Annotated in this window: 17 protein-coding genes and 1 pseudogene; 10 read left to right on the forward strand and 8 right to left on the reverse strand. The window is 69.9% G+C overall.

The features are described 5' to 3' along the window. The first annotated feature begins 1 nt into the window (after position 1). Positions 2-670 (forward strand): polysaccharide deacetylase family protein, encoded by a 669-nt coding sequence (locus ACFQV6_RS33225; RefSeq protein WP_378031607.1) that lies wholly within the window; start codon positions 2-4, stop codon positions 668-670. Between the two features lie 194 nt (positions 671-864). Here the strand turns inward: ACFQV6_RS33225 and ACFQV6_RS33230 are convergent, their stop codons facing one another. Beyond that, positions 865-1,806 (reverse strand): glycosyltransferase family 2 protein, encoded by a 942-nt coding sequence (locus tag ACFQV6_RS33230; protein WP_378031608.1) that lies wholly within the window; start codon positions 1,804-1,806, stop codon positions 865-867. Positions 1,807-2,151: 345 nt separating this feature from the next. On the opposite strand from ACFQV6_RS33230, the gene ACFQV6_RS33235 reads away from it, so the two are divergent. Both ACFQV6_RS33235 and ACFQV6_RS33240 read left to right on the forward strand, forming a co-directional pair. Further along, the gene (locus ACFQV6_RS33235) at positions 2,152-5,313 is read left to right on the forward strand and encodes a N,N-dimethylformamidase beta subunit family domain-containing protein (protein WP_378031609.1); all 3,162 of its coding nucleotides are present in this window, start codon (positions 2,152-2,154) and stop codon (positions 5,311-5,313) included. Positions 5,314-5,323: 10 nt separating this feature from the next. Continuing rightward, positions 5,324-9,781 carry a DUF4082 domain-containing protein gene (locus ACFQV6_RS33240; protein ID WP_378031610.1) on the forward strand — a complete coding sequence of 1,486 codons (4,458 nt, stop codon included), beginning with the start codon at positions 5,324-5,326 and terminating at the stop codon, positions 9,779-9,781. Between the two features lie 225 nt (positions 9,782-10,006). On the opposite strand, the gene ACFQV6_RS33245 is transcribed toward ACFQV6_RS33240, so the two are convergent. From ACFQV6_RS33245 to rfbA, 4 genes are all read right to left on the reverse strand, one after another. Beyond that, positions 10,007-11,341: a UDP-glucose dehydrogenase family protein gene (locus tag ACFQV6_RS33245; protein ID WP_378031611.1), complete on the reverse strand. Its 1,335-nt coding sequence runs from the start codon at positions 11,339-11,341 to the stop codon at positions 10,007-10,009. Continuing rightward, a complete protein-coding gene (locus ACFQV6_RS33250) occupies positions 11,341-12,798 on the reverse strand; it encodes a sugar transferase (protein WP_378031612.1) in 1,458 nt (485 codons plus the stop codon). Before ACFQV6_RS33250 ends, ACFQV6_RS33245 begins: the two co-directional genes overlap by 1 nt. Before the next feature lie 369 nt (positions 12,799-13,167). Then, positions 13,168-13,764, reverse strand: coding sequence for a dTDP-4-dehydrorhamnose 3,5-epimerase (rfbC, locus tag ACFQV6_RS33255; protein ID WP_378031613.1), 597 nt, complete (start codon positions 13,762-13,764; stop codon positions 13,168-13,170). Then, on the reverse strand, positions 13,761-14,633 hold the full coding sequence (gene rfbA, locus ACFQV6_RS33260; RefSeq protein WP_378031614.1) for a glucose-1-phosphate thymidylyltransferase RfbA: 873 nt from the start codon (positions 14,631-14,633) through the stop codon (positions 13,761-13,763). Before rfbA ends, rfbC begins: the two co-directional genes overlap by 4 nt. A gap of 45 nt (positions 14,634-14,678) precedes the next feature. Here rfbA and rfbB point away from each other — a divergent pair, with 45 nt between their 5' ends. From rfbB to ACFQV6_RS33275, 3 genes are all read left to right on the forward strand, one after another. Next, a complete protein-coding gene (rfbB, locus tag ACFQV6_RS33265; RefSeq protein WP_378031615.1) occupies positions 14,679-15,656 on the forward strand; it encodes a dTDP-glucose 4,6-dehydratase in 978 nt (325 codons plus the stop codon). A 40-nt stretch (positions 15,657-15,696) separates the two neighbouring features. After that, positions 15,697-16,533: a dTDP-4-dehydrorhamnose reductase gene (gene rfbD, locus ACFQV6_RS33270; RefSeq protein WP_378031660.1), complete on the forward strand. Its 837-nt coding sequence runs from the start codon at positions 15,697-15,699 to the stop codon at positions 16,531-16,533. Between the two features lie 466 nt (positions 16,534-16,999). Next, on the forward strand, positions 17,000-17,923 hold the full coding sequence (locus ACFQV6_RS33275) for a GTP pyrophosphokinase family protein (protein WP_378031616.1): 924 nt from the start codon (positions 17,000-17,002) through the stop codon (positions 17,921-17,923). Positions 17,924-18,025: 102 nt separating this feature from the next. Here the strand turns inward: ACFQV6_RS33275 and ACFQV6_RS33280 are convergent, their stop codons facing one another. Further along, the gene (locus ACFQV6_RS33280) at positions 18,026-19,627 is read right to left on the reverse strand and encodes a lysyl oxidase family protein (protein ID WP_378031617.1); all 1,602 of its coding nucleotides are present in this window, start codon (positions 19,625-19,627) and stop codon (positions 18,026-18,028) included. Between the two features lie 387 nt (positions 19,628-20,014). Here ACFQV6_RS33280 and ACFQV6_RS33285 point away from each other — a divergent pair, with 387 nt between their 5' ends. Genes ACFQV6_RS33285 through ACFQV6_RS33295 form a run of 3 tightly spaced genes read left to right on the forward strand, consistent with a single transcriptional unit; the run spans position 20,015 to position 22,185 of the window. Further along, positions 20,015-20,692 (forward strand): RNA polymerase sigma factor, encoded by a 678-nt coding sequence (locus ACFQV6_RS33285; protein WP_378031618.1) that lies wholly within the window; start codon positions 20,015-20,017, stop codon positions 20,690-20,692. Continuing rightward, positions 20,689-21,315 carry a hypothetical protein gene (locus tag ACFQV6_RS33290; RefSeq protein WP_378031619.1) on the forward strand — a complete coding sequence of 209 codons (627 nt, stop codon included), beginning with the start codon at positions 20,689-20,691 and terminating at the stop codon, positions 21,313-21,315. The genes ACFQV6_RS33285 and ACFQV6_RS33290 overlap by 4 nt, the downstream gene beginning before the upstream one ends. A gap of 30 nt (positions 21,316-21,345) precedes the next feature. After that, the gene (locus ACFQV6_RS33295) at positions 21,346-22,185 is read left to right on the forward strand and encodes a patatin-like phospholipase family protein (protein ID WP_378031620.1); all 840 of its coding nucleotides are present in this window, start codon (positions 21,346-21,348) and stop codon (positions 22,183-22,185) included. A gap of 103 nt (positions 22,186-22,288) precedes the next feature. On the opposite strand, the gene ACFQV6_RS33300 is transcribed toward ACFQV6_RS33295, so the two are convergent. Together ACFQV6_RS33300 and ACFQV6_RS33305 are read right to left on the reverse strand one after the other, a co-directional pair. Beyond that, positions 22,289-22,495 carry a hypothetical protein gene (locus ACFQV6_RS33300; protein ID WP_378031621.1) on the reverse strand — a complete coding sequence of 69 codons (207 nt, stop codon included), beginning with the start codon at positions 22,493-22,495 and terminating at the stop codon, positions 22,289-22,291. Between the two features lie 197 nt (positions 22,496-22,692). Next, positions 22,693-23,298 carry a hypothetical protein gene (locus ACFQV6_RS33305; protein ID WP_378031622.1) on the reverse strand — a complete coding sequence of 202 codons (606 nt, stop codon included), beginning with the start codon at positions 23,296-23,298 and terminating at the stop codon, positions 22,693-22,695. A 169-nt stretch (positions 23,299-23,467) separates the two neighbouring features. Between ACFQV6_RS33305 and ACFQV6_RS33310 the strand changes: the two are divergent. Further along, positions 23,468-23,890: pseudogene (locus tag ACFQV6_RS33310) on the forward strand (VanZ family protein); the annotation flags it as partial. Between the last annotated feature and the right edge of the window lie 43 nt (positions 23,891-23,933).

Below are 23,933 nucleotides of genomic sequence, written 5' to 3' on the forward strand. Positions count from 1 at the left end.
CATGCAGAACGGCGACATCATCAACATCTGCTTCCACGGCATCGGCACACCGCAGCGGGAGCTGGAGATCGGCGAGGACCGATACTGGATCAGCGAGGAGCTGTTCCACGCCGTCCTCGACGAGATCCGCACCTGGCCGTCGGTCCGGATCAGCTTCGACGACGGCAACGCCTCGGATGTCGAAATCGGTCTGCCCGCGCTGCTGGAACGCGGCCTGACAGCCGACTTCTTCGTGATCGCGGCGCGTCTCGACAAGCCGGGAAGCCTCGGCACGGAGGACGTCCGGCTGCTGCACCGCAACGGCATGGGCATCGGCACGCACGGCATGTGGCACCGGCCGTGGCGCGGCATGGACCCGGCGACCAGCGACGACGAGCTGGTGGCCGCCCGCGACCGGATCGCCGCGGCGGTGGGCGTGCCGGTCTCCACGGCCGCGTGCCCACTCGGCCGCTACGACCGGGAGCTACTCGGCAGGATGCGCGGGCTCGGCTACACCCGCGTCTTCACCAGCGACCGCCGCCGCGCCCGCGCCGACGCCTGGCTCCAGCCCCGCTACAGCCTCCGCACCGACGACACCATCGACTCCCTCCGCGCCGAAGCCCTCGTCGGGCCGGGCGTTTTGACCCGCCTCAAGCTCGAAGCGGTGGGTGTCGCCAAGCGCTTGCGCTGAGCTTCAAGCTTTTTTGGTACGGCCGACGGGGCCCGAGAACCAGCTACGGGGCTCTCGAGAGACGCCAGCGACCATCTGCCCACTCACGGCCGTGCGGCCCCTTCCGGGCGTGAGTGGGTGGTTGCGCTCACAGCATCTGTCCTGAGCCAGGTGGACGCGCACGGACCCGATGTGCGCGTCCACCTGGCCCGGGTTCAAGCTCGAGCGGCGTCGCGCTGCACGGTGTGGGGTCCTGGGGTCTCCCGCAGGCGGGACGGGCTGATCAGGGCGAGGGCGGCCATCCGGCTCGGCGTCTTGCCGAGCGCCGCACGACTTGTCTCGCGCAGGAGCAACGCGGCCCAAAACGCGGTGGCCAGCACTTTGCCGTGGCGCCGGCCGTAGAGGCGGACCTTGTTGAGGGTCAGCAGCGTCCACAAAGCGGGCGAAACCTTCGAATCGCCCTCCAAATGCACCGCTTTGGCCGCCGGGGTGAAGCGGGTGACAAGCCCCGCATCCCGGGCGCGCAGGGCGAAATCGGTCTCCTCGGAGTAGAGGAAGTACGACTCGTCCCACGGCGCGATCCGGTCCCAGCACTCCGCACTGATCAGCACGGTGGAGCCCTCGGCCCAGTCAGCGACCGTCTCCGACGTGTACCGCCCCTCGTCGGTCACCATCTCACCGAACGCCGGATACCGCCCCGCGCGGACCGCACCGAGCAGCGCGTCACCGAGCACCCGGCGAACCGTCGGATCCCGGCGCATCGTGTGGATCAGCTCGCCGTCACCGTCCTCCAGCAGCGGCACGGCGATCCCGGTGCCCTCGGTGCGCAGCACGCCCAGCAGCGTGCGGATGCAGCCGGGCGTCAGGCGGACGTCCGGGTTGAGGACGAGGACCGCGGTGAACGGGCCGGCCTTGGCGACGGCCGCGTTAATCCCGGCCGCATACCCGGCATTGCGCCCCATCTCGACCACTGTGGCGTCCGGGGCGAGCCGCCGCACGGCGCCCACCGAATCGTCCGCGGAGGCGTTGTCGGCGACCGTGAGATGCCAGTCGACGCCCTCCAGGCCCGGGCCGAGCGAGGCGATGAGGTCCGGAACCAATCGCTCGCTGTTGTACGTGACGACCACCACCGCCACGGTCTCGGGCGTTCTGTCCAACTTGTCCTCCCCTGTTGACACGGACGGATTCATCCTGCCGTGAGCCCATGTCAGCCGGTACGGCCGGTCGGCCGACTCGACTGTCGGAAACCGGCTCACCCGTGCGGCCCGACCCGTCACGCACATCCGAAAGGACGGTCCCGTCCGCCCGTTCGGCGACCCGGTCGATCAGTCGGTCCGGCGAAGCATCCGCCGACAGGACCGAATCGCGGACGGTTCTGTCGGATGTCGGTACGTCGATAGCTTCGATCGATCTTGTTGAGCAGGATCTCCTATGTCCGGGCTCACACGTCCCGGCTCACCGACGGCCGTGACGCGGGGGCGCGCGGCGGGGAGGCGATTGCCTTGCGGACTCTCAGGTCCCTGTTCGTACTCACTCTGGTCACGGCGGTGCTGTCGGTACCGTCGGCGGCTTCGGCTGCCGACCCGTGCGCTCCGGTCGTCAACCCGGTCGCCTGCGAGAACTCCAAGCCGGGCACTCCGCGCACCACCTGGGACGTCACGGGTTCCGGCAGCGCGGCGCTGCAGGGCTTCCCGACGGAGATGAGCGTCAACGCCGGCGAGACGGTGAACTTCAAGGTGGATTCCAGCGCCACGTCGTACCGGGTGGACATCTACCGGATGGGCTACTACGGCGGCAGCGGCGCGCGGCTGATCACGACGGTCAACCCGGTCGGGCGGCAGAACCAGCCGGACTGCATGTCGGTTCCCGCGACCGGTCTTGTCGACTGCGGCAACTGGGCGGTCTCCGCGTCCTGGCCGGTGCCGTCATCCGCGGTCTCCGGCATCTACTTCGCGCGGCTCGTGCGCACCGACGGCACCAGCGGAGCGAGCCACGTGATGTTCGTGGTCCGTGACGACGCGAGCCGCTCGGACCTGGTGTTCCAGACCTCCGACACGACCTGGCAGGCGTACAACACGTACGGCGGGAACAGCCTCTACCAGGGTTCACCGGCCGGGCGCGCCTACAAGGTGAGCTACAACCGCCCGGTCACCACCCGCGGCACCGGCGCCGAGGACGCGGTCTTCAACGCCGAGTACCCGATGGTGCGATGGCTGGAGTCCAACGGGTACGACGTCAGCTACATCTCCGGCGTCGACACCGACCGGCGCGGCTCGCTGCTGCGCAACCACAAGGCGTTCCTGTCCGTCGGCCACGACGAGTACTGGTCCGGGACCCAGCGCGCGAACATCGAGGCGGCCCGCGACGCCGGTCTGCACCTGGCGTTCTTCAGCGGCAACGAGGTGTTCTGGAAGACCCGCTGGGAGACCAGCGTGGACGGCTCGGGCACCCCGTACCGGACCCTGGTCTGCTACAAGGAGACCCACGCGAACGCGGCCATCGACCCGAGCAGCGAGTGGACCGGCACGTGGCGCGATCCCCGGTTCAGCCCGCCGAAGAACGGCGGCCGCCCGGAGAACAACCTCACCGGCACCTCCTTCGAGGTCAACTCAGGCACGGTGAACCTCCAGGTACCGGCCGCCGACGGCAAGATGCGGCTGTGGCGTGGCACCACCGTCGCCACCCAGGCCGCCGGCGCCACGGCCACCCTGGGCACCGGCGTGGTCGGCTACGAGTGGGACGAGGACCTGGTCAACGCCGCCCGGCCGCAGGGGCTGATCCGGCTCTCCAGCACCTCCGCCAGCGGTGTCGAGATCCTGACCGACCACGGCTCGTCGTACACCTCCGGCAGCGCCACCCACAACCTGACGCTCTACCGCGCCGCCAGTGGCGCCCTGGTCTTCGGCGCCGGCACCGTGCAGTGGTCGTGGGGCCTGGACAGCAACCACGACCGCGGCTCCGGTGCGGCCAGCACCCCGATCCGCCAGGCGACCGTGAACCTGTTCGCGGACATGGGCGCCCAGCCCGCCACCCTGCAGAGCGGCCTGACCGCCGCGACCGCCTCCACCGACACCACCGCGCCGTCCACGGTCATCACCGCGCCGGCGGCCGGCGCGACGGTGTCAGCCGGTGCCCGGGTGACCGTCTCCGGCACCGCGTCCGACGTCGGCGGCGTGGTCGGCGGCGTGGAGGTCTCCACCGACGGCGGCACTTCCTGGAAACCGGCGAGCGGGCGCGGCACCTGGACCTTCGCCTTCACCGCCACCGGCTCGGGCGCCATCGAGATCCGGGCCCGCGCGATCGACGACAGCGCGCGCATCGGCGCCGCCGCCACCCGGTCGATAACGGTCGGCCAGCGGGCCTGCCCGTGCAGCCTGTGGACCCTCGACGATGTGCCCGGGGTGCCGAGCGACCCGGACAGCACCGGCACCGAGGTCGGCGTGAAGTTCCGGGCCGACGTGGCGGGTCAGGTCACCGCGCTGCGCTTCTACAAGGGCCCGGGCAACGGCGGCACCCACGTCGGCAAGCTGTGGAGCTCGACCGGCACCCAGCTCGCCACGGTGACGTTCCAGAACGAGAGCGCCACCGGCTGGCAGACGGCGAACCTGTCGGCTCCGGTCACGCTCACCCCGGGCGCCACCTACGTCGCGTCCTACTACGCCCCGAACGGCCGGTACGCCGGCGACGTCGGATACTTCGCCGCGAACGGTGTCGACAGCGGACCGCTGCACGCGCTGCGCGACGGGGTGGACGGCGCGAACGGCGTCTACCGCTTCGGCACCGGCTTCCCGACCGTGTCGTGGGAGTCCGCCAACTACTGGGTCGACGTGGTGTTCGCCACCGGCGCCGGCACTCCGGACACCACCGCGCCGACGGTCAGCAGCCGCACACCGGCGCAGAACGCCACAGGCGTCTCGACCGGCACCGCGGTGTCGGCGACGTTCAGCGAATCCGTCACCGCCGCGGCCGTCACGCTGACCGGGCCGTCCGGTGCGGTCGCCGGGAACACCAGCGCGTCCGGCAGCACGGCGACCTTCACCCCGTCGGCCGCCCTGGCCGCCGCGACGGCCTACACGGCCACGGTCAGCGGCGCCCGCGACGCCGCCGGCAACACCATGACGGCGACGTCGTGGACGTTCACCACGGCCTCGGCGCCCACCGGCCCGAACTGCCCGTGCTCGGTGTGGCCCGCCTCGGCGACACCCGGCACCGCCAGCGACTCCGAGACCGCCGCCGTGGAGATCGGCATGAAGTTCCGCTCCGACGTCGCCGGCCAGGTGACCGGGGTGCGGTTCTACAAGGGCGCGGCCAACACCGGCGCCCACGTCGGCAGGCTGTGGAGCTCGACCGGCACCCAGCTCGCCACCGTGACGTTCGCGAACGAGAGTGCCTCCGGCTGGCAGCAGGCCACCTTCTCCACGCCGGTCAGCATCACCGCCGGCACCACCTACGTCGTGTCCTACTACGCGCCGAACGGGCGGTACGCGTTCGACGGCGGTTTCTTCGCCACGAACGGGGTCGACAACGGTCCGCTGCACGCGTTGCGCAGCGGGGTCGACGGCGGCAACGGCGTCTACCGGTACGGCACCGGCGGCGGCTTCCCGTCCAGCAGCTGGGAGTCGAGCAACTACTGGGTGGACGTCGTGTTCACCCCGGGCACCTGAGGAGCGCACTTTGTCACCAGCGAGATTCCGGCCGTTCCTCCTATGTCTGACCCTGGTGGCGACGCTGCTCGCCGTCGTCGCTCCGACGGCGGCGTCGGCCGCCACCTGCCCGTGCTCGATCTTCGACGCGTCAGCGGTGCCCGGCACCCCGGCTGACTCCGACAACTCGGCCGTCGAGGTGGGCGTGAAGTTCCGGTCGGACACGGCCGGCCAGGTGACCGCGGTGCGCTTCTACAAGGGCACCGGCAACAGCGGCACCCACGTCGGCCACCTCTGGAACTCGGCCGGCACGAACCTGGGCACCGTCACGTTCACCAACGAGACCGCCACCGGCTGGCAGACGGCCACGTTCGCCACCCCGATCGCGATCACCGCGGGCACCACCTACGTCGCCTCCTACTACGCCCCCAACGGGCGGTACGCCGTCGACGAGGGCACCTTCGCGTCGAGCGGGGTCGAGAACGCCCCGCTCACCGCGCTGCGTGACGGGGAGGACGGCTCCAACGGCGTCTACCGGTACGGCAGCGGCGGCGGCTTCCCGTCCAGCAGCTGGCAGGCGAGCAACTACTGGGTGGACGTGGTGTTCACCCCGGGCGCCGTCGTGCCCGACACCACGCCGCCGGCGGTGACCGCCACCAACCCGGTTTCCGGTGCGTCCGGCGTCGGGGTCACCAGCACGGTCAGCGCGACGTTCAACGAGGCGCTGCAGACCGGCACCGCCGCGCTGAGCGTCTCGGCGGGCGGCACCGCGGTCAGCGGGACCACCGCCTACAACGCCACCACCCGGATGGTGACCTTCACACCGGGCTCGCTGGCGGCCTCGACCAGCTACACCGCGACCGTCTCCGGCGCGCGGGACACCGCCGGGAACCTGATGGCCCCGGTCTCCTGGTCGTTCACCACAGCGGCGCCCGGCGGATCGGGCTGTCCCTGCTCGATCTGGGCCGCGACCGCCACCCCGGCCACCGCGGCCGCCAGTGACAACTCCGCGGTCGAGGTCGGTGTGCGGTTCCGCAGCAGCACAGCCGGCTACATCACCGGCCTCAAGTTCTACAAGGGCAACGGCAACTCCGGTACGCACACCGGCTCGGTCTGGACCAACACCGGCACCCGGCTGGCGACCGTGACGTTCACCGGGGAGAGCGCGTCCGGATGGCAGACCGCCACCCTGCCGGGCCCGGTGCCGGTGGCCGCGAACACCACCTACGTGGCGTCCTACTACGCTCCGGCGGGCCGCTACTCGGTCACCGCGAACGGCCTCGCCTCCGCGGTGACCCGCAGCCCGCTGACCGCTCTGGCCAGCGGCACCGACGGCGGCAACGGCGTCTACCGGTACGGCGCGAGCGGCTTCCCGACCGGCACGTTCCAGGCGACCAACTACTGGGTCGACGTCGTCTTCGACTCCAGCGCGGTGGATACCACGGCACCGACGCTGTCCGCCCGGGCTCCGGCAGCGGGCGCGTCCGGCGTACCGGCCACCGGTGCGGTCACCGCGACGTTCAGCGAGCCGGTCACCGCGGCGAGTTTGACCCTGGCCGGGCCGTCCGGCGCTGTGGCCGGCACGACCTCGTACGACGCGGTCACCTCGAGCGCGGTCTTCACCCCGGGTGCGGCACTCGCCTACTCCACCGGCTACACCGCCACGGTCAGCGGCGCCCGCGACGCCGCCGGTAACGTGATGACGCCGGTGACCTGGTCCTTCACCACCGCGGCACCGCCTCCGCCGCCGCCGGACCAGGGACCGGGCGGACCGGTTCTGGTGATCAAGTCGGCGGCCTCCGGTGCCAGCGGGTTCACCCCGTTCGCCGCCGAGGTGCTGCGGGCCGAGGGCCTCAACGAGTTCGCCACCACCGACCTCGCCGCCGTCACCCCCGCCGTCCTCGGCCAGTACGACGTGGTGCTGCTGGGCTCCACGCCGCTGACCGGCGCCCAGGTCACCATGTTCACCACCTGGGTCACCGGCGGCGGCAACCTGGTCGCCTTCCGCCCCGACAAGCAGCTGGCCGGCCTGCTCGGCCTGACGTCGAGCACCGCCACCCTGGCCGACGCCTACCTGCGGGTCGACACGTCGGCCTCGCCGGGAGCGGGCATCACCGGCCAGACGATCCAGTACCACTCGGCGGCCGACCGTTACACCCTGGCGGGCGCCCGTGCGGTCGCCACCCTGTACTCCAGCGCCACGACCGCCACCACCAACCCGGCGGTCACCCTGGCCGACGTCGGCACCGCCGGGGGCCAGGCCGCGGCGTTCACCTTCGACCTGCCCCGCTCGCTGGTCTACACCCGGCAGGGCAACCCGGCCTGGCAGCAGCAGAACCGCGACAACCAGTCGCCGATCCGCTCCAACGACCTCTACTTCGGTGCCGGCTCCACCGACTGGGTGGACCTCACCCGGGTGGCCGTCCCGCAGGCCGACGAGCAGCAGCGACTGCTCGCCAACCTGATCGGCGCGATGAACTCCGATCGCAAGCCGCTGCCCCGGTTCTGGTACTTCCCGCGCAGCCTCAAGGCGGTCGTCGTCGGTACCGGTGACGACCACGCGACGGGTGGCACCGCGGGACGCTACGACCAGTACCTCGCCAACAGCCCGGCGGGATGCGCGGTCGACGACTGGCAGTGCCCGCGCTTCACGTCCTACATCTATCCGGACACACCGCTGAGCAATGCGCAGGCGGCGAACTACCAGTCCCGCGGGTTCGAGACCGCCCTGCACCTCAACACCAACTGCTCCGACTACACCCCGGCGTCGCTGGCCGGGAACCTCACCAGCCAGCTCGGCAGCTTCCGGGCCAAGTACACCTCTGTGGCGGCTCCGGCCACCAACCGCACGCACTGCATCGCCTGGTCGGACTGGTCGACGCAGGCGTCCAGCTCGGTCGCCAACGGGATCCGGCTCGACACCAACTACTACTACTGGCCCGGTGCCTGGGTCGCCGACCGGCCCGGGTTCATGACCGGCTCCGGGATGCCGATGCGGTTCGCCGACATCAACGGCGGGCTGATCGACGCGTACCAGGCAGCGACCCAGATGACCGACGAATCGGGGCAGAGCTACCCGTACACGTCGGACGCTCTGCTCGACGCGGCGCTGGGAACGCTCGGCTACTACGGTGCCTTCACCGCCAACATGCACACCGACAAGGCCACCACCTTCGACAGCGACCAGGTGCTCGACTCGGCCCAGCGGCACAACGTGCCGGTGATCAGTGCCCGCCAGTTGCTCACCTGGGTCGACGGGCGCAACGCGTCGTCGTACTCGAACATCGCCTGGTCCGGTGACACCCTGTCGTTCTCGGTCAACGTCGGCTCGGGAGCCAACGGCCTGACCGGCATGGTGCCGACCGCCGGACCGGGCGGCCGGGCACTGGCAACGCTGACCCGCGCGGGCAGTACGGTGCCGTTCACCCGGACCACGATCAAGGGCGTCGAGTACGCGATGTTCACCGCCACGTCCGGCGCCTACACGGCGGGATACGGCGCGGCGGTGGCCACGGCGGCGCTCAAGGTCACCGCAGCACCGGAGGCCGGCGGCACCAGCGCCGGTGTCACCGTCACCGGCGCCACCGCGGCCCGGACCGAGGTCGAGTTCGGCAGCCGGCCGGAGGCGCTCTCCCGCAAGGCCGTCGACGGTACGCAGGCGGGGAAGCGGACGGTGCGGCTTGCCGGCCTCAGCCCCGACACCACCTACTGGTACCGGGTGCGGGTGACCACAGCGAGTGGCAAGACGCAGGTCGGCCCGCTGCAGAAGGTGACCACCGGCGCCGCCGATTACCGGGCGCCTGGCGCGTCGCGGGTCACCGTGACCGCCCGGCCGGACGGCACCGCGCAGGTGCGGTGGCGGACAACCGAGTCGGCGGCGGCCGCGTTGCTGGCCGGGAAGAACGCGGACGAGCTCACCGCGTGGCCGGGCAACCGCAACGGCAGGAACCACAGTGCGGTGGTGACCGACCTGGAGCCGCGGACCACCTATCACTACCGGGTCCGCAGCGTGGATGCGGCGGGCAACGTGTCGGTCTGGCCGGCGCTGGACCGGGCACCGGCGAAGTTCGTCTCCTCGGCGGTGGGCGTGGCCGACTTCACCGGGCCGCAGTTGCGCACCGGTGTGGAATCCCGCACCACGGTCACCGGCGACGGACTGCGGCTCGCCGGCGGTGCCCGCTCCGGCAGCCACGTCTCGCGGGTGCTCGACGCTCAGCAGATGGTGACGTGGGACCGCCTGTCCTACCAGGCCGACGTGCCGGCCGGGGCGAGCCTGCGGGTCTTCGTCCGCACCGGCAGCACAGCGACTCCGGACGGTTCGTGGAGCGAGTGGACCGCGGCCGGGCAGAGTGACCGGGTGAAGGGCAGCTCCCGGTATGCCCAATACCGGGTCGAACTGACCCGGGCCGGTGGCGGCGCCTCGCCGACCCTGCACGGCGTCGGAATCACCTCCGACGGGCGACTCCTGGAGCACCCGGGCGAGAAGTAGAAACACCGGCGGCCCGCCATCCCTTCCGGGGTGGCGGGCCGATTGTTTGTCATTGAGCTTGACCCGGCAGGTCAGCCCGGCGGGCGCGCAGCGGCCCGGTGTGGGCAGTCAGGTCGCGTGGGCAGAAGAGAGCTTTGCGTCGACCGTACAAAAAATGGTGTTGAAAGAAGAGTGACTGAAAAACCGGCCTCGACCCATGACGGGTTCGAGGCCGGTTCGGTGGGATTATGGGCGGCCGAGGGCTCGGTATTCCCAGCCGGCGGCGCGCCAGTCGGCGGGGACGAGGGCGTGGCGGCCGTCGACGATTTTCTGGCGGGTGACGACTGCGGCCATGGCTGACGGTGCGATGTCGCGGAATTCGGTCCACTCGGTGAGCAGGACGACGACGTCGGCGTCGCGGGCGGCGTCCAGGGCGCTGGTGCCGTAGTCGAGTTCGGGGTGCACGCGGCGGGCGTTGTCCATGGCGGCGGGGTCGAAGACGACCACGTCGGCGCCCATGGTGTGCAGCGTGGCGGCCACGTCGAGGGCGGGTGCGTCGCGGATGTCGTCGGAGTTGGGCTTGAAGGCGGCGCCCAGGGCGGCGATGCGCTTGCCGGTCACGTCGCCGTCGCAGAGTTCGACGACCAGGTCGACGGTCCGGGCGCGGCGGCGGCGGTTGATGCCGTCGATCTCGCGGAGGAAGCCGACGGCCTGGCCGACGCCGAGCTCCTCGGCCCGGTGCGCGAAGGCGCGGATGTCCTTGGGCAGGCAGCCGCCGCCGAAGCCGAGGCCGGGGCGCAGGAACTTGCCGCCGATCCGCTCATCGTAGGCGAGCGCCTCGGCCAGGTCGTGCACGTCGGCGCCGGTCGCCTCGCAGATCTCGGCCATCGCGTTGATGTAGGAGATCTTGGTGGCGAGGAACGAGTTCGCGGCGACCTTGACCAGTTCGGCGGTCTGCAGGTCGGTGACCTTCACCGGGACGCCCTGGGCGAGCACCGGCTGGAACGCGGAACGCAGCTGCTCCTCGGCCCACGCGGAGGTGACGCCGAAGACCATCCGGTCGGGTTTCATGGTGTCGTCGACGGCGAAGCCCTCACGGAGGAACTCCGGGTTCCAGGCCAGCTCGACCTGGTCACCGGCCGGTGCGAGATCGCGCAGCACGCCGGCGAGGCGGGCGGCGGTGCCGACCGGGACGGTGGATTTACCCACCACCAGGGCGCGGCGGCGCAGGTGGGCGGCGAGGGCGGTGACGGCGGCGTCGACGTAGGTCAGGTCGGCGGCCTCGGAGCCCGCCTTCTGCGGTGTGCCCACGCAGATGAAGTGGACGTCGCCGAACTCACCGGCCTCCTCGAAGCTGGTGGTGAAGCGCAGCCGGCCGGACTCGAGGGCCTTGGTGAGCAGCTCGGGAAGGCCGGGCTCGAAGAACGGGACCTCGCCGGAGTTCAGCCGGTCGACCTTGACCGGGTCGACGTCGAGGCCGATCACGTCGTAGCCCATCACGGCCATGCAGATGGCGTGGGTGGCACCCAGGTAGCCGGTGCCTATGACGGTGAGTCGTGGCTGAGCGTTCAGGGCGTTCATCAGTAGGCTCCCGAGCTGCGGACAACCGCGCTGACGGTACGGGCGAGGATGGCGACGTCCATGGCGAGCGACCAGTTCTCCACGTAGGTCAGGTCGAGCCGGATCGACTCCTCCCAGGACAGGTCGGAGCGGCCGGACACCTGCCACAGGCCGGTGAGCCCGGGCTTGACCACGAGCCGGCGCAGCATGTCGGCCGGGTATCCGGCGACCTCACGGGCCAGCGGCGGGCGCGGCCCGACCAGCGACATGTCGCCCTTCAGAACGTTGACCAGCTGGGGCAGCTCGTCCAGGGAGAAGCGGCGCAGCCACTGCCCGACCGGGGTGACCCGGGGGTCGTTGCGCATCTTGAACAGTTCGCCGTCGGTGTCGTTGAGGTTGCGCAGCTCCTGGAGCCGGGCCTCGGCGTTGACGACCATGGTGCGGAACTTGTAGAGCATGAACGGCCGGCCGTCCTTGCCGACCCGCTCCTGCTTGAAGATCGCCGGGCCGCGGCCGCCGGGCGCGAACATCACCAGGCCGGCGACGACGGCGAGCAGCGGGGACAGCATGATCAGCAGAAAGAGGGCGCCGAGCCGGTCGAAGATGGTCTTGATGATGCGGGCGCTGCCCTTGAGCCGGGGGTGCTCGACGTGCAGCATCGGCAGGCCGTCGACCGGGCGGATCGTGGTGCGGTCGCCGGCCACGTCGACGAGGGTGCTTGCCACGATGAGGTCGATCTCGTCGCGCTCCAGCTGCCAGGCGAGCCGGCGCAGCGTGGCGCCGTCGATCTCCGGGCAGGCCAGGACGACAACGGTGTCCGCGTCGGAGCGGGTGACGGCCGAGGCGATGCCGTCGAAGGTGCCGTAGACCGGCGGCAGGCCGGCGGTCAGCCGGGTGCGGGACACGCCGGGCGGCAGGCAGGCGCCGATCACACCGAGGCCGTGGAAGCGCTCGCGGCGAAGACGGCGGGTCATGTCGATGACGGCGTGCTCGTGGCCGACCAGGATCACCCGGTGCAGCCGGTCGCCGCGCGCCCAGGAACGGTGCAGCGTCTGGCGGAACACGTAGCGTGCGCCGAGGGTGACGGCGATGGTCAACGGCATCGCTATAAGGACATATCCGCGGGCCAACCGCAAATCGAACACAAAGGAAACAATGGCGACGCCGGCGGTCAGCGCCAATCCTGATCGGAATACCCGGGCGTACTCGTCGGTGCCGACGAACAGGTGACGTGCCTCATAAGCCCGGTTCACCGCCAGGCAGGCGATCCACGCAACCGGAAACATTAACGTCAACAATACGTAGTTACGCATATACGGCTGGCCACTGGCCTGGCCGAAGCGCAGGATCAGGCCGGCCGAGGCCGCCGCGAGCCCGACCACGAAGTCGATGAGGTAGAGGTATCTCGCATATCGGCTCTGCCACCCGGCGCGGGCCTCACTGGCCCTCGTACGCGCCTTGAGCTGCAGTGTCGACACGCTGAGATCCAGGGTTGACACTTGTTCGGTTGTCTGCACGCCTCGCCCCCGTCATCGACCGCGGCCAACCCAGGTCCGTCCATTTCCCGGCATGCCGGACATCCCGGTCGGCCGGACCGAAGAATCTTCCCGGGGCGGTAACCCACGGGACACACAGGACAGACTTCTGCACCGTACCCCCGTCGCGCTACACCTTTCCGTTCGGTCCGAATGGCGATTCGGACGATGCCCAGAACTGAAGGTGCAGTGGATCCAGATCGGACGGCGGCGCAGTGCCGGGTTAACTGCGATCCGTGTTGGACCGCTTACTACATGGAATGGCATTCAGTCAATCGTCCATTGGGGACCATCGATTGTAATGAAGTTGACTCATTGTTGTTTCGCGGTTACGTGGGCCACGCAGGCGTCGTACTGCGGCAGCAAGCCGGAGGCCTTCGCCTCGGCGAGCGTGGGTGCCACCGCGTCCTTACCCGACAACTCCGGCGTTTCGACCGGCCAGCTGATGCCGAGGGCCGGGTCGAGCGGGTGGATGCCGTGCTCGTGGCCGGGCCGATAGGTCGAGGAGCAGAGGTACGCGACTGTCGCACCCTCCGTCAGCGCGCAGAAACCGTGCCCCAAGCCCTCGGCCAGGTAGACGGCGCGGCGGTCCTCGTCGTCGAGCCGGACCGCCTCCCACGCACCGAAGGTCGGCGAGCCCATCCGGATGTCCACGATCACGTCGAGAACCGCACCTTTGACGCAGGTCACGTATTTCGCCTGACCGGGCGGGACGTCGGCGAAATGGATGCCGCGGACCACGCCACGAGCCGACGTGGAGAGGTTGGCCTGAGCCAGGTCGAGCGGATGACCGACGGCCTCGGTGAGTGCGTCGAACCGGTACCACTCGAGGAACCGGCCGCGGGCGTCACCGTGCTGCACGGGGGTGATCTCGAACGCGCCCTCGATCGTCAGGGGCCTGATCTTCATCGGGCGCCCTCGTCCAGCAGCTGCTCGAGGTACTGCCCGTACCCGCTCTTCAGCAGCGGCTGGGCGACCTCGCGCAGCTGTTCGTCGGAGATGAAGCCGAGCCGCCAGGCGGCTTCCTCCACACATCCGATCTTCAAACCCTGACGCTCCTCGATCACCCGCACGTATTCCGACGCCTGCACCATCGACTGGAACGTCCCGGTGTCCAGCCACACCGTTCCCCGGTCCAGGACGGTCACGTCGAGTCGACCTTGACGCCGATACTCCTCGTTCACCGCGGTGATCTCCAGTTCGCCGCGCGCGCTGGGCTCCAGCTTGTCGGCGATCTGCACCACATCGGCGTCATAGAAGTACAGGCCAGGCACGACATAGCGGGATTTAGGGTGATCCGGCTTCTCCTCGATCGACAGGACTTTGCCGGACCTGTCGAACTCGACAACGCCGTAGCGCTCCGGGTCGGCCACCGGGTAGGCGAAGACCCGCCCGCCGTCCGGCGTACCGAACCGGGACAGCTGCCGGCCCAGGCCGACACCGTGGAAGATGTTGTCGCCGAGGATCAGCGCGACCGGCTCGTCACCGATGAAGTCGGCGCCGATGCGGAAGGCCTGGGCGATACCGTCGGGTTTGGGCTGGGCCGCGTACGACAACTCGAGCCCGAACCGGCTTCCGTCACCGAGCAGCCGGTGGAAGTGCGGCTGGTCCTCCGGCGTCGTGATCACCAGGACCTCACGGATCCCGGCGGACACCAGGGTGGTGAGGGGGTAGTAGATCATCGGCTTGTCGAAGATCGGCATGAGCTGTTTGGACATGGCCATGGTGATCGGCCAGAGCCGAGAGCCGGTACCACCGGCCAAAAGAATTCCGCGCACCGGGCGACCCTAATCAGGGGCCGCCAGCATCTACACTCGCCAGTCGTGCAGATTTTAGTGACCGGCGGTGCCGGTTTCATCGGATCCACCTACGTCAGGGCCCTGTTGCAGGACGAGTACGCAGGTGCGGTCGGTGCCTCGGTGACCGTTCTGGATCTGTTGTCCTATTCGGGGAATCGGGCCAATCTCCCGGTGTCAGATCCCCGACTGAATTTCGTTCAGGGCGACATTTCCGATTCCGACCTCTTGAACGAACTGTTGCCCGGACATGACGCCGTGGTGCATTTCGCGGCCGAATCCCACGTGGACCGGTCCATTTCCGGCGCGGTGCCGTTCGTCGCCACCAATGTGCTCGGGACCCAGGTGCTGCTGGACGCCGCCCGGGCCGCCGGTGTGGGCAGGTTCGTCCATGTTTCCACCGATGAGGTGTACGGCTCGATCGACGAGGGCTCGTGGACCGAGACGTGGCCGCTGGCACCGAACTCGCCGTACGCCGCCTCGAAAGCCGGCTCGGACCTGCTCGCGCTCGCCGCGCACCGTACGCACGGTATGGACGTGGTCGTCACCCGCTGTTCCAACAACTACGGTCCGTATCAGTTCCCGGAGAAGATGATTCCGCTCTTCGTGACCAACCTGCTGGACGGGGCGACGGTGCCGCTCTACGGGGACGGCGGGAACGTGCGGGACTGGCTGCACGTGTCCGACCACTGCCGCGGAATCCAGATGGTGCTGGAGAAGGGCAGGTCAGGAGAGGTCTACAACATCGGCGGGGGCACCGAGCTGACCAACAAGGAGCTGACCGGGCGGCTGCTCGACGCGTGCGGCGCCGACTGGGACCGGGTTCGGCAGGTGACCGACCGCAAGGGGCACGATCGACGGTATTCGCTGGACATCACCAAGATTGGGGCGGAGCTTGGTTACGCTCCGTTGATCAGCTTGGAGGAGGGGCTGGCGTCGACGGTCTCCTGGTATCAGGAGAACCGGCCGTGGTGGGAGCCGCTCAAGGCCCGGGCCGGGCTGTGAGCCGGCTCGCGGCTGAGGTCCGCCGGTGAGCCGGTCCTCTTTGCGCTGGTTGATCACCGGGGCCGGCGGGATGCTCGGTCAGGACCTGCGGACGGTCCTGGCCGGTTCGGACGTGGTTGCCGCCCGTCGTGCTGAGCTCGACATCACTGACCCGGCTGCTGTCGCATCGGCGGTGGCCGGGGTGGATATCGTGATCAATGCGGCGGCTTGGACAAATGTAGACGGAGCGGAGTCGGAGGAGGAAGCGGCTACCGCGGTCAATGGGCATGCTGTGGGTCTTCTGGCCGCTGCCGCTGGGAAGCGTCTTATCCACATCTCTACCGATTACGTCTTTGACGGGGGTGCGTCCACTCCGTACGCGGAGGACACGCCGCAGGCGCCGGTCAATGCCTACGGCCGGGGGAAGGCTGCCGGGGAGCAGGCAGTGCTGGCGGCCGGCGGGTATGTGGTGCGGACGGCCTGGCTGTACGGGGAGCACGGGCCCAACTTCGTTCGCACCATGCTGAAGTTGGCCTCCGAACGGGAGACGCTCGACGTGGTCGACGATCAGGAGGGGCCGCCTACCTGGTCGTTCGCCCTTGCGCAGCAGATTGTCGCGCTCGCTCACGCTGCTTCGTCGGGGCGGGCGGCGCCGGGGGCTTATCACGGTACAGCGGCGGGGTCGACCACGTGGTTCGGACTCGCCCGGGCGGTTTTCGCGGAGGCCGGCCTTGACCCCGAACGGGTTCGGCCCACGACGAGTGACCGGTTTCCCCGTCCGGCTCGGCGTCCGGCCTACAGCGTCCTCGGCCACGGGCGGTGGTCCGGTACGGGTGTGGAGCCGCTCCCCCACTGGCGTTCCATGCTGACCGAGGCTCTCCCCACCCTGCTCCCATGATCCGCAAGGAGGGTCAGCGCACACGTTGACGTTGCGTGTGCGCTGACCCACGCCAGGGGCCGTGTAAAAGCGCTCGGATCGCCAATGTGTGCGCCTAGAACCGCTGAATACCACCTCAGCGCCCACGAAGCGATCCCGCTGGGGCGACCGAGCCGACAGCCGCACCCGACGGCCCAGCCGCCGACCGAGCCCGACGGCTGGACGCGGCCCGGCGGCCATCGGAAGCGGGTGGGGTTGCCGTGGCGGATGAGGGGCGTTGACTCGGGAGGGGAGACTGGTGGGCGGTTTGTTCGGCGGGGAGGTCGGTGCGCGTACGAAAAGGAAGCGCAAGAGGCAGCACGGTGCGCGACCATGGTCGGGGTTCGGCGGTGATGGCACCGCCGAGCGACGATGATCATGTAGGCGACAGGGCGCGATGAGGGCACAAATCAGCAGCACAGCAGGGAAAGCCGCGGAAGAGAGCATCTTGACCACCGAAGAGCCGGAGCAGGCAGCCCGGGGCGAGATCGTCCGCCGGCATGGTGGCGCGGCGGCAAAAACCGGCCTCCCCGCGAACAAGAACCTCGCCGCGAACAAAGGCTTCCCGGCGAACAAAGACCTCACCGCGAACAAAAGCCTCACCGCCGCCAACAGCCTGGCGAACAAAGCGGACAACAGCCTGGCGAGCAAAGCGGACAACAGGCTGGCAAACAAGGCGGAGAACCGGCTGGCGGACAACTGGCTCCCCGACAACCGGCTCGCGGCCGCGCTCGGATCGACGCACCACAACCCCGAGATCATCCACGAGATCATGGCCGATCTGAACCAGTTCATGATGGTCTACAAGTTCGGCCTCGCGGAGATCAACACTAAGATCACCATCCTCGCCGAGGAACTGACCCATCGCGGCCGGGGCAACCCCATCGAGCACGTCAGCCCCCGCCTCAAGACACCGGCGAGCCTCACCGCCAAGGCCCGGCGCCTCGACATCCCGCTCACGTTCGACGACTTACGGGCCCGGATCCGGGACATCGCCGGCATCCGGATCGTGTGCAGTTTCGTCTCGGACGTCTACACCGTCGCCGAGATGCTGACCCGGCAGCCGGACGTCAACCTGGTGACGACCAAGGACTACATCGCCAAGCCGAAGCCGAACGGCTACCGCAGCCTGCACCTGATCGTGGAGATCCCGGTCTTCATGTCGGACCGGGTGGTGGCGGTGCCGGTCGAGGTGCAGCTACGGACGGTGGCGATGGATTTCTGGGCGAGCCTGGAACACAAGATCTACTACAAGCACGATCCGGAGGTGTCGGACGCGCTGCGCAACGAGCTGGCGGCAGCGGCGGAGGACGCGGCCCGGCTCGACCAGCGCATGGAACGCCTGCACCGGGAGATCCACGGACCGAGGTGAGAGCCGGCCCGCTGAAACGGACCGAGGTGAGAGCCGGCCCGCTGAAACGGACCGAGGTGAGAGCCGGCCCGCCGAAGCGGACCGGCCCTCACGGACTGAAAACTAGCCCTCGATGCCGTGCACCGGCGGAACGGTCAGCGTGCGCTCCTCCGGCGTACCCCCGAGGATGATCTGGCGCAGCGCCGAGTTGTTCTTGGTGTCCAGCTCGGCAAGCTTCTTGTCCGGGTTGGCGAGAACCTGGATGTAGTAGGTGCCGTTCGGCAGATCGGTGATCTCGAACGACTGACCCGGACGGCTCTGGCTGTAGGTGTCGCCGTTGCCGATGTCCAGCACCTCACGCACCGCGACGACGGTGTCCGCGCCGCACGAGGTGGACAGGTCGGTGTTCTCCGGGCGCCACTTCGCGCCGGGGATGGTGAAGTCGACAGCGTCGGTGTTGGCGAGGCAGAACGCCTCCTTGCCACTGCGCACGGCCAGCTTCTGGTCGGAGGAGAGCAGGTTGTACTGCGCGAAGTCGGTGAAGTGCCAGTGCATGTGGCCCTCCCGCGCGTCCCACTCCATGGTGCCGGCCTGCTTCGAGCCGACCTGGTTGCCCTTGGCGTCGAAGAAGTACTGGTAGGCGTCCATCAGCTCCGAGCCGGCGCCGGTGCGGCGGAAGCCGTCGACGAGCAGCGGGGAGGTTCCGGCGTTCCAGACCGTCGCGCCGAAGTTGACGTACCACTTGCCCTCCTCCTCGGAGAGCGACATGCCCCAGGCGGGCAGCGACTTCAGGTCCGGCTTCGGACCGCTGGCCGGCGCGGCCTTCAGCGTCGCCGGCCGCTTCGCCGGCGCGCGGAACTCGGGCAGGTAGGACGAGACCTGGCGGGTCGCGTCACCCTCGCCGGCGTGCAGCGAGTGCTCGTCGGCGGGCGGCGCGGCGGCCGGCTCCTCGACGGCTTCCGCCTTCATCGCCTTGGCCAGGCCGGCCTTGTTGTCCTCGGCCGCGTCGACAACGGTGACGGCGACGCTGGCCTTCGCCGAGTCCGCCGGGATGCCGAACATCTGCTGGTAGACCGGGTTCACCGTGGCGGTCGCGGTGTACTTGCCGACCGGCAGGTCGAACGACGGCCGGCCCTCACGATAGGCGGGCTGGTCCGGCACTGCCGAGTTCCAGCCGGCCTGGATGCCCCAGACCGCACCGAGCGTGAACGGGTTGTAGCCGCCGCAGTCCGTCGGGTAGGGGTTGGCCGCCGGAGCGTCCGGCCGGGTCCGCGCCGACCCCCACGTGTTTCCGCACAGTGCCGTCGTGTATTCGGTGACGGTCTCACCGGCCTCGTTGGTGATGGTGAACTTCGTGAAGTCCTTGAGACCGCTGAAATCGGTCACCGTCCCCGCGGGCAGCGCCACCTTCGTCTTCTTGCCGTTCTTCACGACGACCCGCTCGGCGGTGATCGGCTTGTCGTACCCGGTGCGCTTGGCCCAGATCTCGAACGGGTCCTTGCCGGCGATCACGTGCAGGCCGAGATCGAACGACAGCCACACCTCGCCGTCGTAGTCGTACCGTTCAGCGGTGACTGCGCTGGTCGCGGCCACGAAGGAGAGCGGCGGCGGCGCGGCGGCGGCCTGGGCGACACCCACTCCGGCCGCGGTGAGAGCCAGCGCGCCCGTCACGGCACCCGCTGTCAGCAGGCGGGAGCGGCGACGATGATTCGTCGGGTCAGTCATGGGTTCCTTCCCGTCGTGCGGCCGGCGATCGGCCGCTGCCGGGCCATCCAATTCGGACACCTATGAAGTTCCTGTGAGATCGACACTCGTTGGCACGAACAAGGGAGAACTTCCCAAGATCAGAATCAAGACCATGCATTCGTACGGTCGACCCCTCCCGCCTCGAGCGGCCCGCGACGACCTGCACCGTCCCAGCCGCAGCGCGCCCGCCGGGCGTGAGCGCGCCGCCGAGCTCACTTCCGGCGTGACAGACCGTCACCGCGCGCCGACCGTCACCGCGGCCCGGCCGGAGCGCGCCGACCGTCACCACGGCCCGGCCGGAGCGCGCCGACTGGGATCGGGGTGAAAGATCAAGGCCGGTGCCGGACATGGGTGAGGGTGGACCTTGTGAACGTTGACGACCGCCGGGCGCGGTTCGAGGCGGCCGCGCCCGCGGTGATCGACGCCGTGCGCCGGTTCCTCGCCCGCCGCACCGACCCGGCGACCGCCGACGACGTGCTCTCCGAAACGCTGCTGACCTGCTGGCGCCGCTTCGACGACATGCCGCGCCGCGACACAGCGCCCGGTCATGGCGAGACGCCCAGCCATGGCGAGACGCCCAGCCATGGCGAGACGCCCGGCCATGGCGAGACGCCCAGCCACGACAGAGCGCCTGGTCACGACGAAGCGACCGGTCGCGGCGCTGCGGCGGAGGATCACTTGCTTTGGGCGTACGGGATCGCTCGTTTCTGCCTGGCCAATGCCGAGCGTGGGCGCCGCCGCCGAGCCCGCCTGGTCGCCCGGATCTGGCAGCTCGACCCACCGCTCGCGGTGACCGACGGTCCCACCCTGCCCGACGACGATCTCGGCGCGGCGCTCGCCGCCCTCCGTCCCGAAGACGCCGAACTGCTGCGTCTCTGGGCCTGGGAGGACCTCGCGCCCGCCCAGATCGCGGTGGTCCTCGGCGTCTCGGCCAACGCCGCGCACATCCGCCTGCACCGGGCCAAGCAGAAGCTGCGCGATCAACTGCGAAAGACCGGCGCCCGGTCCGGACATGAAGAGCCGACAGAGGGGAGACGACCGTGACCGACGACGATCTGCGTGCCCGCCTGCGCCACGCCGACCCGGCGGCGTCACTGCCACCGGTCTCTCCCGACCGGGCGGCGCATCTGACGGAGTTGAGCATGACCACCACTGATCCCCGCACCACCAACCCCACCCGGCGGCTGGTGCCCGCCCTCGCCGCCGTCGCGCTCCTGCTGATCGTCGCCGGCCTCGGCTGGGTGCTGGCCCGGCCGGCGCCGCAGCCGGCCATGACACCCGCCATCGGGACCCTGTCCAGCACGCCGGCCGCCTCGGCCGCCCCGGCGATCGACCTGGCCGGACCCGGCAATACGCAGGGCAAGTGCCGGGAACCGCAGGCCGAACGTCTCGCCGCGGACACTGACTTCGTCTTCGCGGGCACCGTCACGGGTGTCGCCGGCGGCACGGTCTCCCTCGCCGTGACGCGGGTCTACCAGGGTGCTCCCGCCGGGATCGTCCGCGTCACGCAGGAGGGTGAGTCATCCGAGATGATGTTGGGGAGCGGCAGGTTCGAGACCGGAAAGGATTACCTGGTGGCTTCGGCCGGAGGGGCCGTGATGATCTGCGGGTACAGCGGTGAGGCGGACTCCCCCGGGCTTCGCGAGCTCTACGAGGCGGCTTTCTGAGCGCGGCCCGGTGTTGTTACCGTCGCGTACGTGACAAAGGCTCTGGTTCTGGGTGGCGGCGGCGTCACCGGTATCGCGTGGGAGTTGGGCGTGCTCTGCGGCCTGCAGCGGGCCGGTGTGCCGCTCGGCGACGCCGACTACGTCATCGGCACGTCGGCCGGCTCGGTGGTAGGTACGGTGCTGACCTCGGGCATCGATCTGGGGGCCGCGGTGGCTGTCCAGGCTCAGGAGGCACCGCCGCCCCGGCCGGGCGGGCGCAACGGTGGGAACAGCGTGAACGGGGCGATGGCCGCGTTCGCGGTGCTGGGCGACCCGTCTGTTCCGGCTGAGCAGTCGAGGATGAGGGTCGGTGCGTTCGCGCTGTCGGCTGAGGTGGGTGCCGAGGAGGCGTACGTCTCCCGGATCTCCTCGCTGCTCCCGGCCCGCGACTGGCCGGCCCGTGAGCTGCGGATCGTCGCGGTGGACACCGCCGACGGCCGGGAGGTCGTGTTCGACTCGACTTCCGGGGTGCCGGTGGACCTGGCCGTCGCCGCCAGTTGCGCCGTTCCCGGCCTGATGCCGCCGATCACCATCAACAACAAGCGTTACATGGACGGCGGCGTACGCCTGGGTGCGGGAGCCGACCTCGCCGCCGGCGCCGGCCACCTGGTGGTGATCGCGCCGATGGCGGCGCTCGACCGCGACCGGATCCGGCGCGAGATGGCCTCCACGGGCGCCGCCCACACGCTGCTGATCGAGCCGGACGAGGCGGCGGCGGAGGCCATCGGCCTCAACTTCATGGACCCGTCCCGGCGCGCACCGTCGGTGCACGCCGGGCTCCGCCAGGGCGAATCCCTCGCCGAAGCGGTGCGGGCCGTCTGGCGCGGCTGAACAACGCGCGCCGCGGCCTCGGGTGACGCGGGCCGCGACTGATCGACGCGGCCCGGGCCTGAGCGGGCTGGGCCTAAGCGGGCTGGGCCTAAGCGGGCTGGGCCTAGGCGGGCTCGGGGACGGCGTCCGGCGGGGTCGGGTCCTCGACGGGCTCGGCCGGGACCGGCTCGACCGGGATCGGCTCGGTCGGGGGCGGCGGCAGCGGATCCGGGCTGTCCGGCGACAGTTCACCTGGGTCGTCGGGAATCGGGGCGCCGGGGTCGAGTGGCGGGTACCGGTCGGGATCGTTCGGAATTCTCGGCTCCGGCATCAGATCTCCTCTCGCGGCGTTCCCGGCCTCCGCGGGAATCGGCAGAAACGTCACGTACCCCCACCCCGAAGTCCCAAAACGATCAGTGTTCGTCGCGGTTCCGCTCACTCCAGCGCGGCCCGCCGACCGGCCGTCCCGGCCGCGTGGGTGAGCGAGTTGCAGGTCCCGCGTACCCGATCCGTTTGATGTTTGGGCTCTTAGCCGAGGCCTCGGATGACGGCGTCGAAGGTGCGCACGTCGCTGCGGCCGGTCGGTGCGGCCGGCGGGCCGGCGGGCAGTCCCGTGGCCGGCAATTCCCAGATGACGTGCGCGGCGCCGGCGCGCTCCACGGCCCGGTACCACTCGCGCAGCGGTTCGATCAGCCGGATGTGGAGGTCGAAGTTGCGGCGGCTGCGGGCCTGGTCAGCCTCGCGGCGCCGCCGGAGCTCGTCCTCCGGCGGTACGGAAATCAGCACCACATCCGCGAAGCCGAGCCGGCCCGCGGCCACGGCCTGCCGGTGAGCGTCGACCTCGGCCTGCCAGTGGTCGCGGGAGAGCTCGCCGATACGGGCGAGTGACCAGCTGTAATGCAGCTTCATCGGGTCGTCGTCGCAGACGGCGAGTCCACTGTCGCGTTCGTGGCGGACGGCCTGCAGCCAGCGTTGTGAGTTGATCCCGGCCCAGAACGCCGCCTGCTCCGCCGGACCCGGCCCGGGTATCTGGTCGCCGGCCGGGATGTGCTCCGCTACGGTGTTGCGCGGAAAGTGCCGGCGGCACCAGGTCGTCTTTCCCGCTGCGCTCGGTCCGGTCACCACAACGATCACAGCAACTGTTCTACCGCCTATCTGCCTTTCGGCCGATGCGCTGGTCCGCCGGCATCTCACCGCAGGCTGATGCGCCGGTGCCGCGGATGCCGCCATGATCGCCACCATGACCGGTCTGCTCGTCGAAATCCCGCCTCCGGCCGCCGCGGCCGCCGTCGCCGTGCTGCTCATGGCCGGCTCGGTCCTGCTCCTGCGACGGCGGGGCGATTTCACCGTACGGCGGCTTCTGATCTTTTGGGTGACCAGCGTCTACCTGGCCGGCGTCGCCGCGGTGACCATGCCGCTGCAGATTCGCACCGGGGACTACAGCAACCTGGTCCCCTGGCATGACAAGGCGAACTTCATTCCGGTGGTCACCGCCGACGCGAGAACGTTCGTCCTGAACATCGTCATGACCTTCCCGCTCGGTCTCCTGCTGCCCCTGCTCGTCCGGGTGAGCGGCGCCCGGCAGGTCGCGCTGATCGGTCTCGTGCTGAGCGCCACCGTCGAGGTGACGCAGTTCGTGAGCAACGTACTGTTCAGCGGCGGACGGGTGGGCGACGTGAACGACCTGCCCGCGAACACGCTCGGCGCGGTGCTCGGCTATCTCACTTTCCGCCTGCTGACCCGTGTTCCTGTCATCGCCGCGCTCGCGG

Origin of the sequence: Actinoplanes sp. GCM10030250 (genome assembly GCF_042666575.1) — a bacterium.
Taxonomy (GTDB): Bacteria; Actinomycetota; Actinomycetes; order Mycobacteriales; family Micromonosporaceae; genus Actinoplanes.

Bases quoted from the DNA above. Each gene is read 5' to 3' on its own strand.
- ACFQV6_RS33225 (WP_378031607.1), top strand. From the start codon at position 2: ATGCAGAACGGCGACATCATCAACATCTGCTTCCACGGCATCGGCACA.
- ACFQV6_RS33245 (WP_378031611.1), bottom strand. From the start codon at position 11,341: ATGAACGCCCTGAACGCTCAGCCACGACTCACCGTCATAGGCACCGGC.
- rfbC (WP_378031613.1), bottom strand. From the start codon at position 13,764: ATGAAGATCAGGCCCCTGACGATCGAGGGCGCGTTCGAGATCACCCCC.
- ACFQV6_RS33280 (WP_378031617.1), bottom strand. From the start codon at position 19,627: ATGACTGACCCGACGAATCATCGTCGCCGCTCCCGCCTGCTGACAGCG.
- ACFQV6_RS33300 (WP_378031621.1), bottom strand. From the start codon at position 22,495: ATGCCGGAGCCGAGAATTCCGAACGATCCCGACCGGTACCCGCCACTC.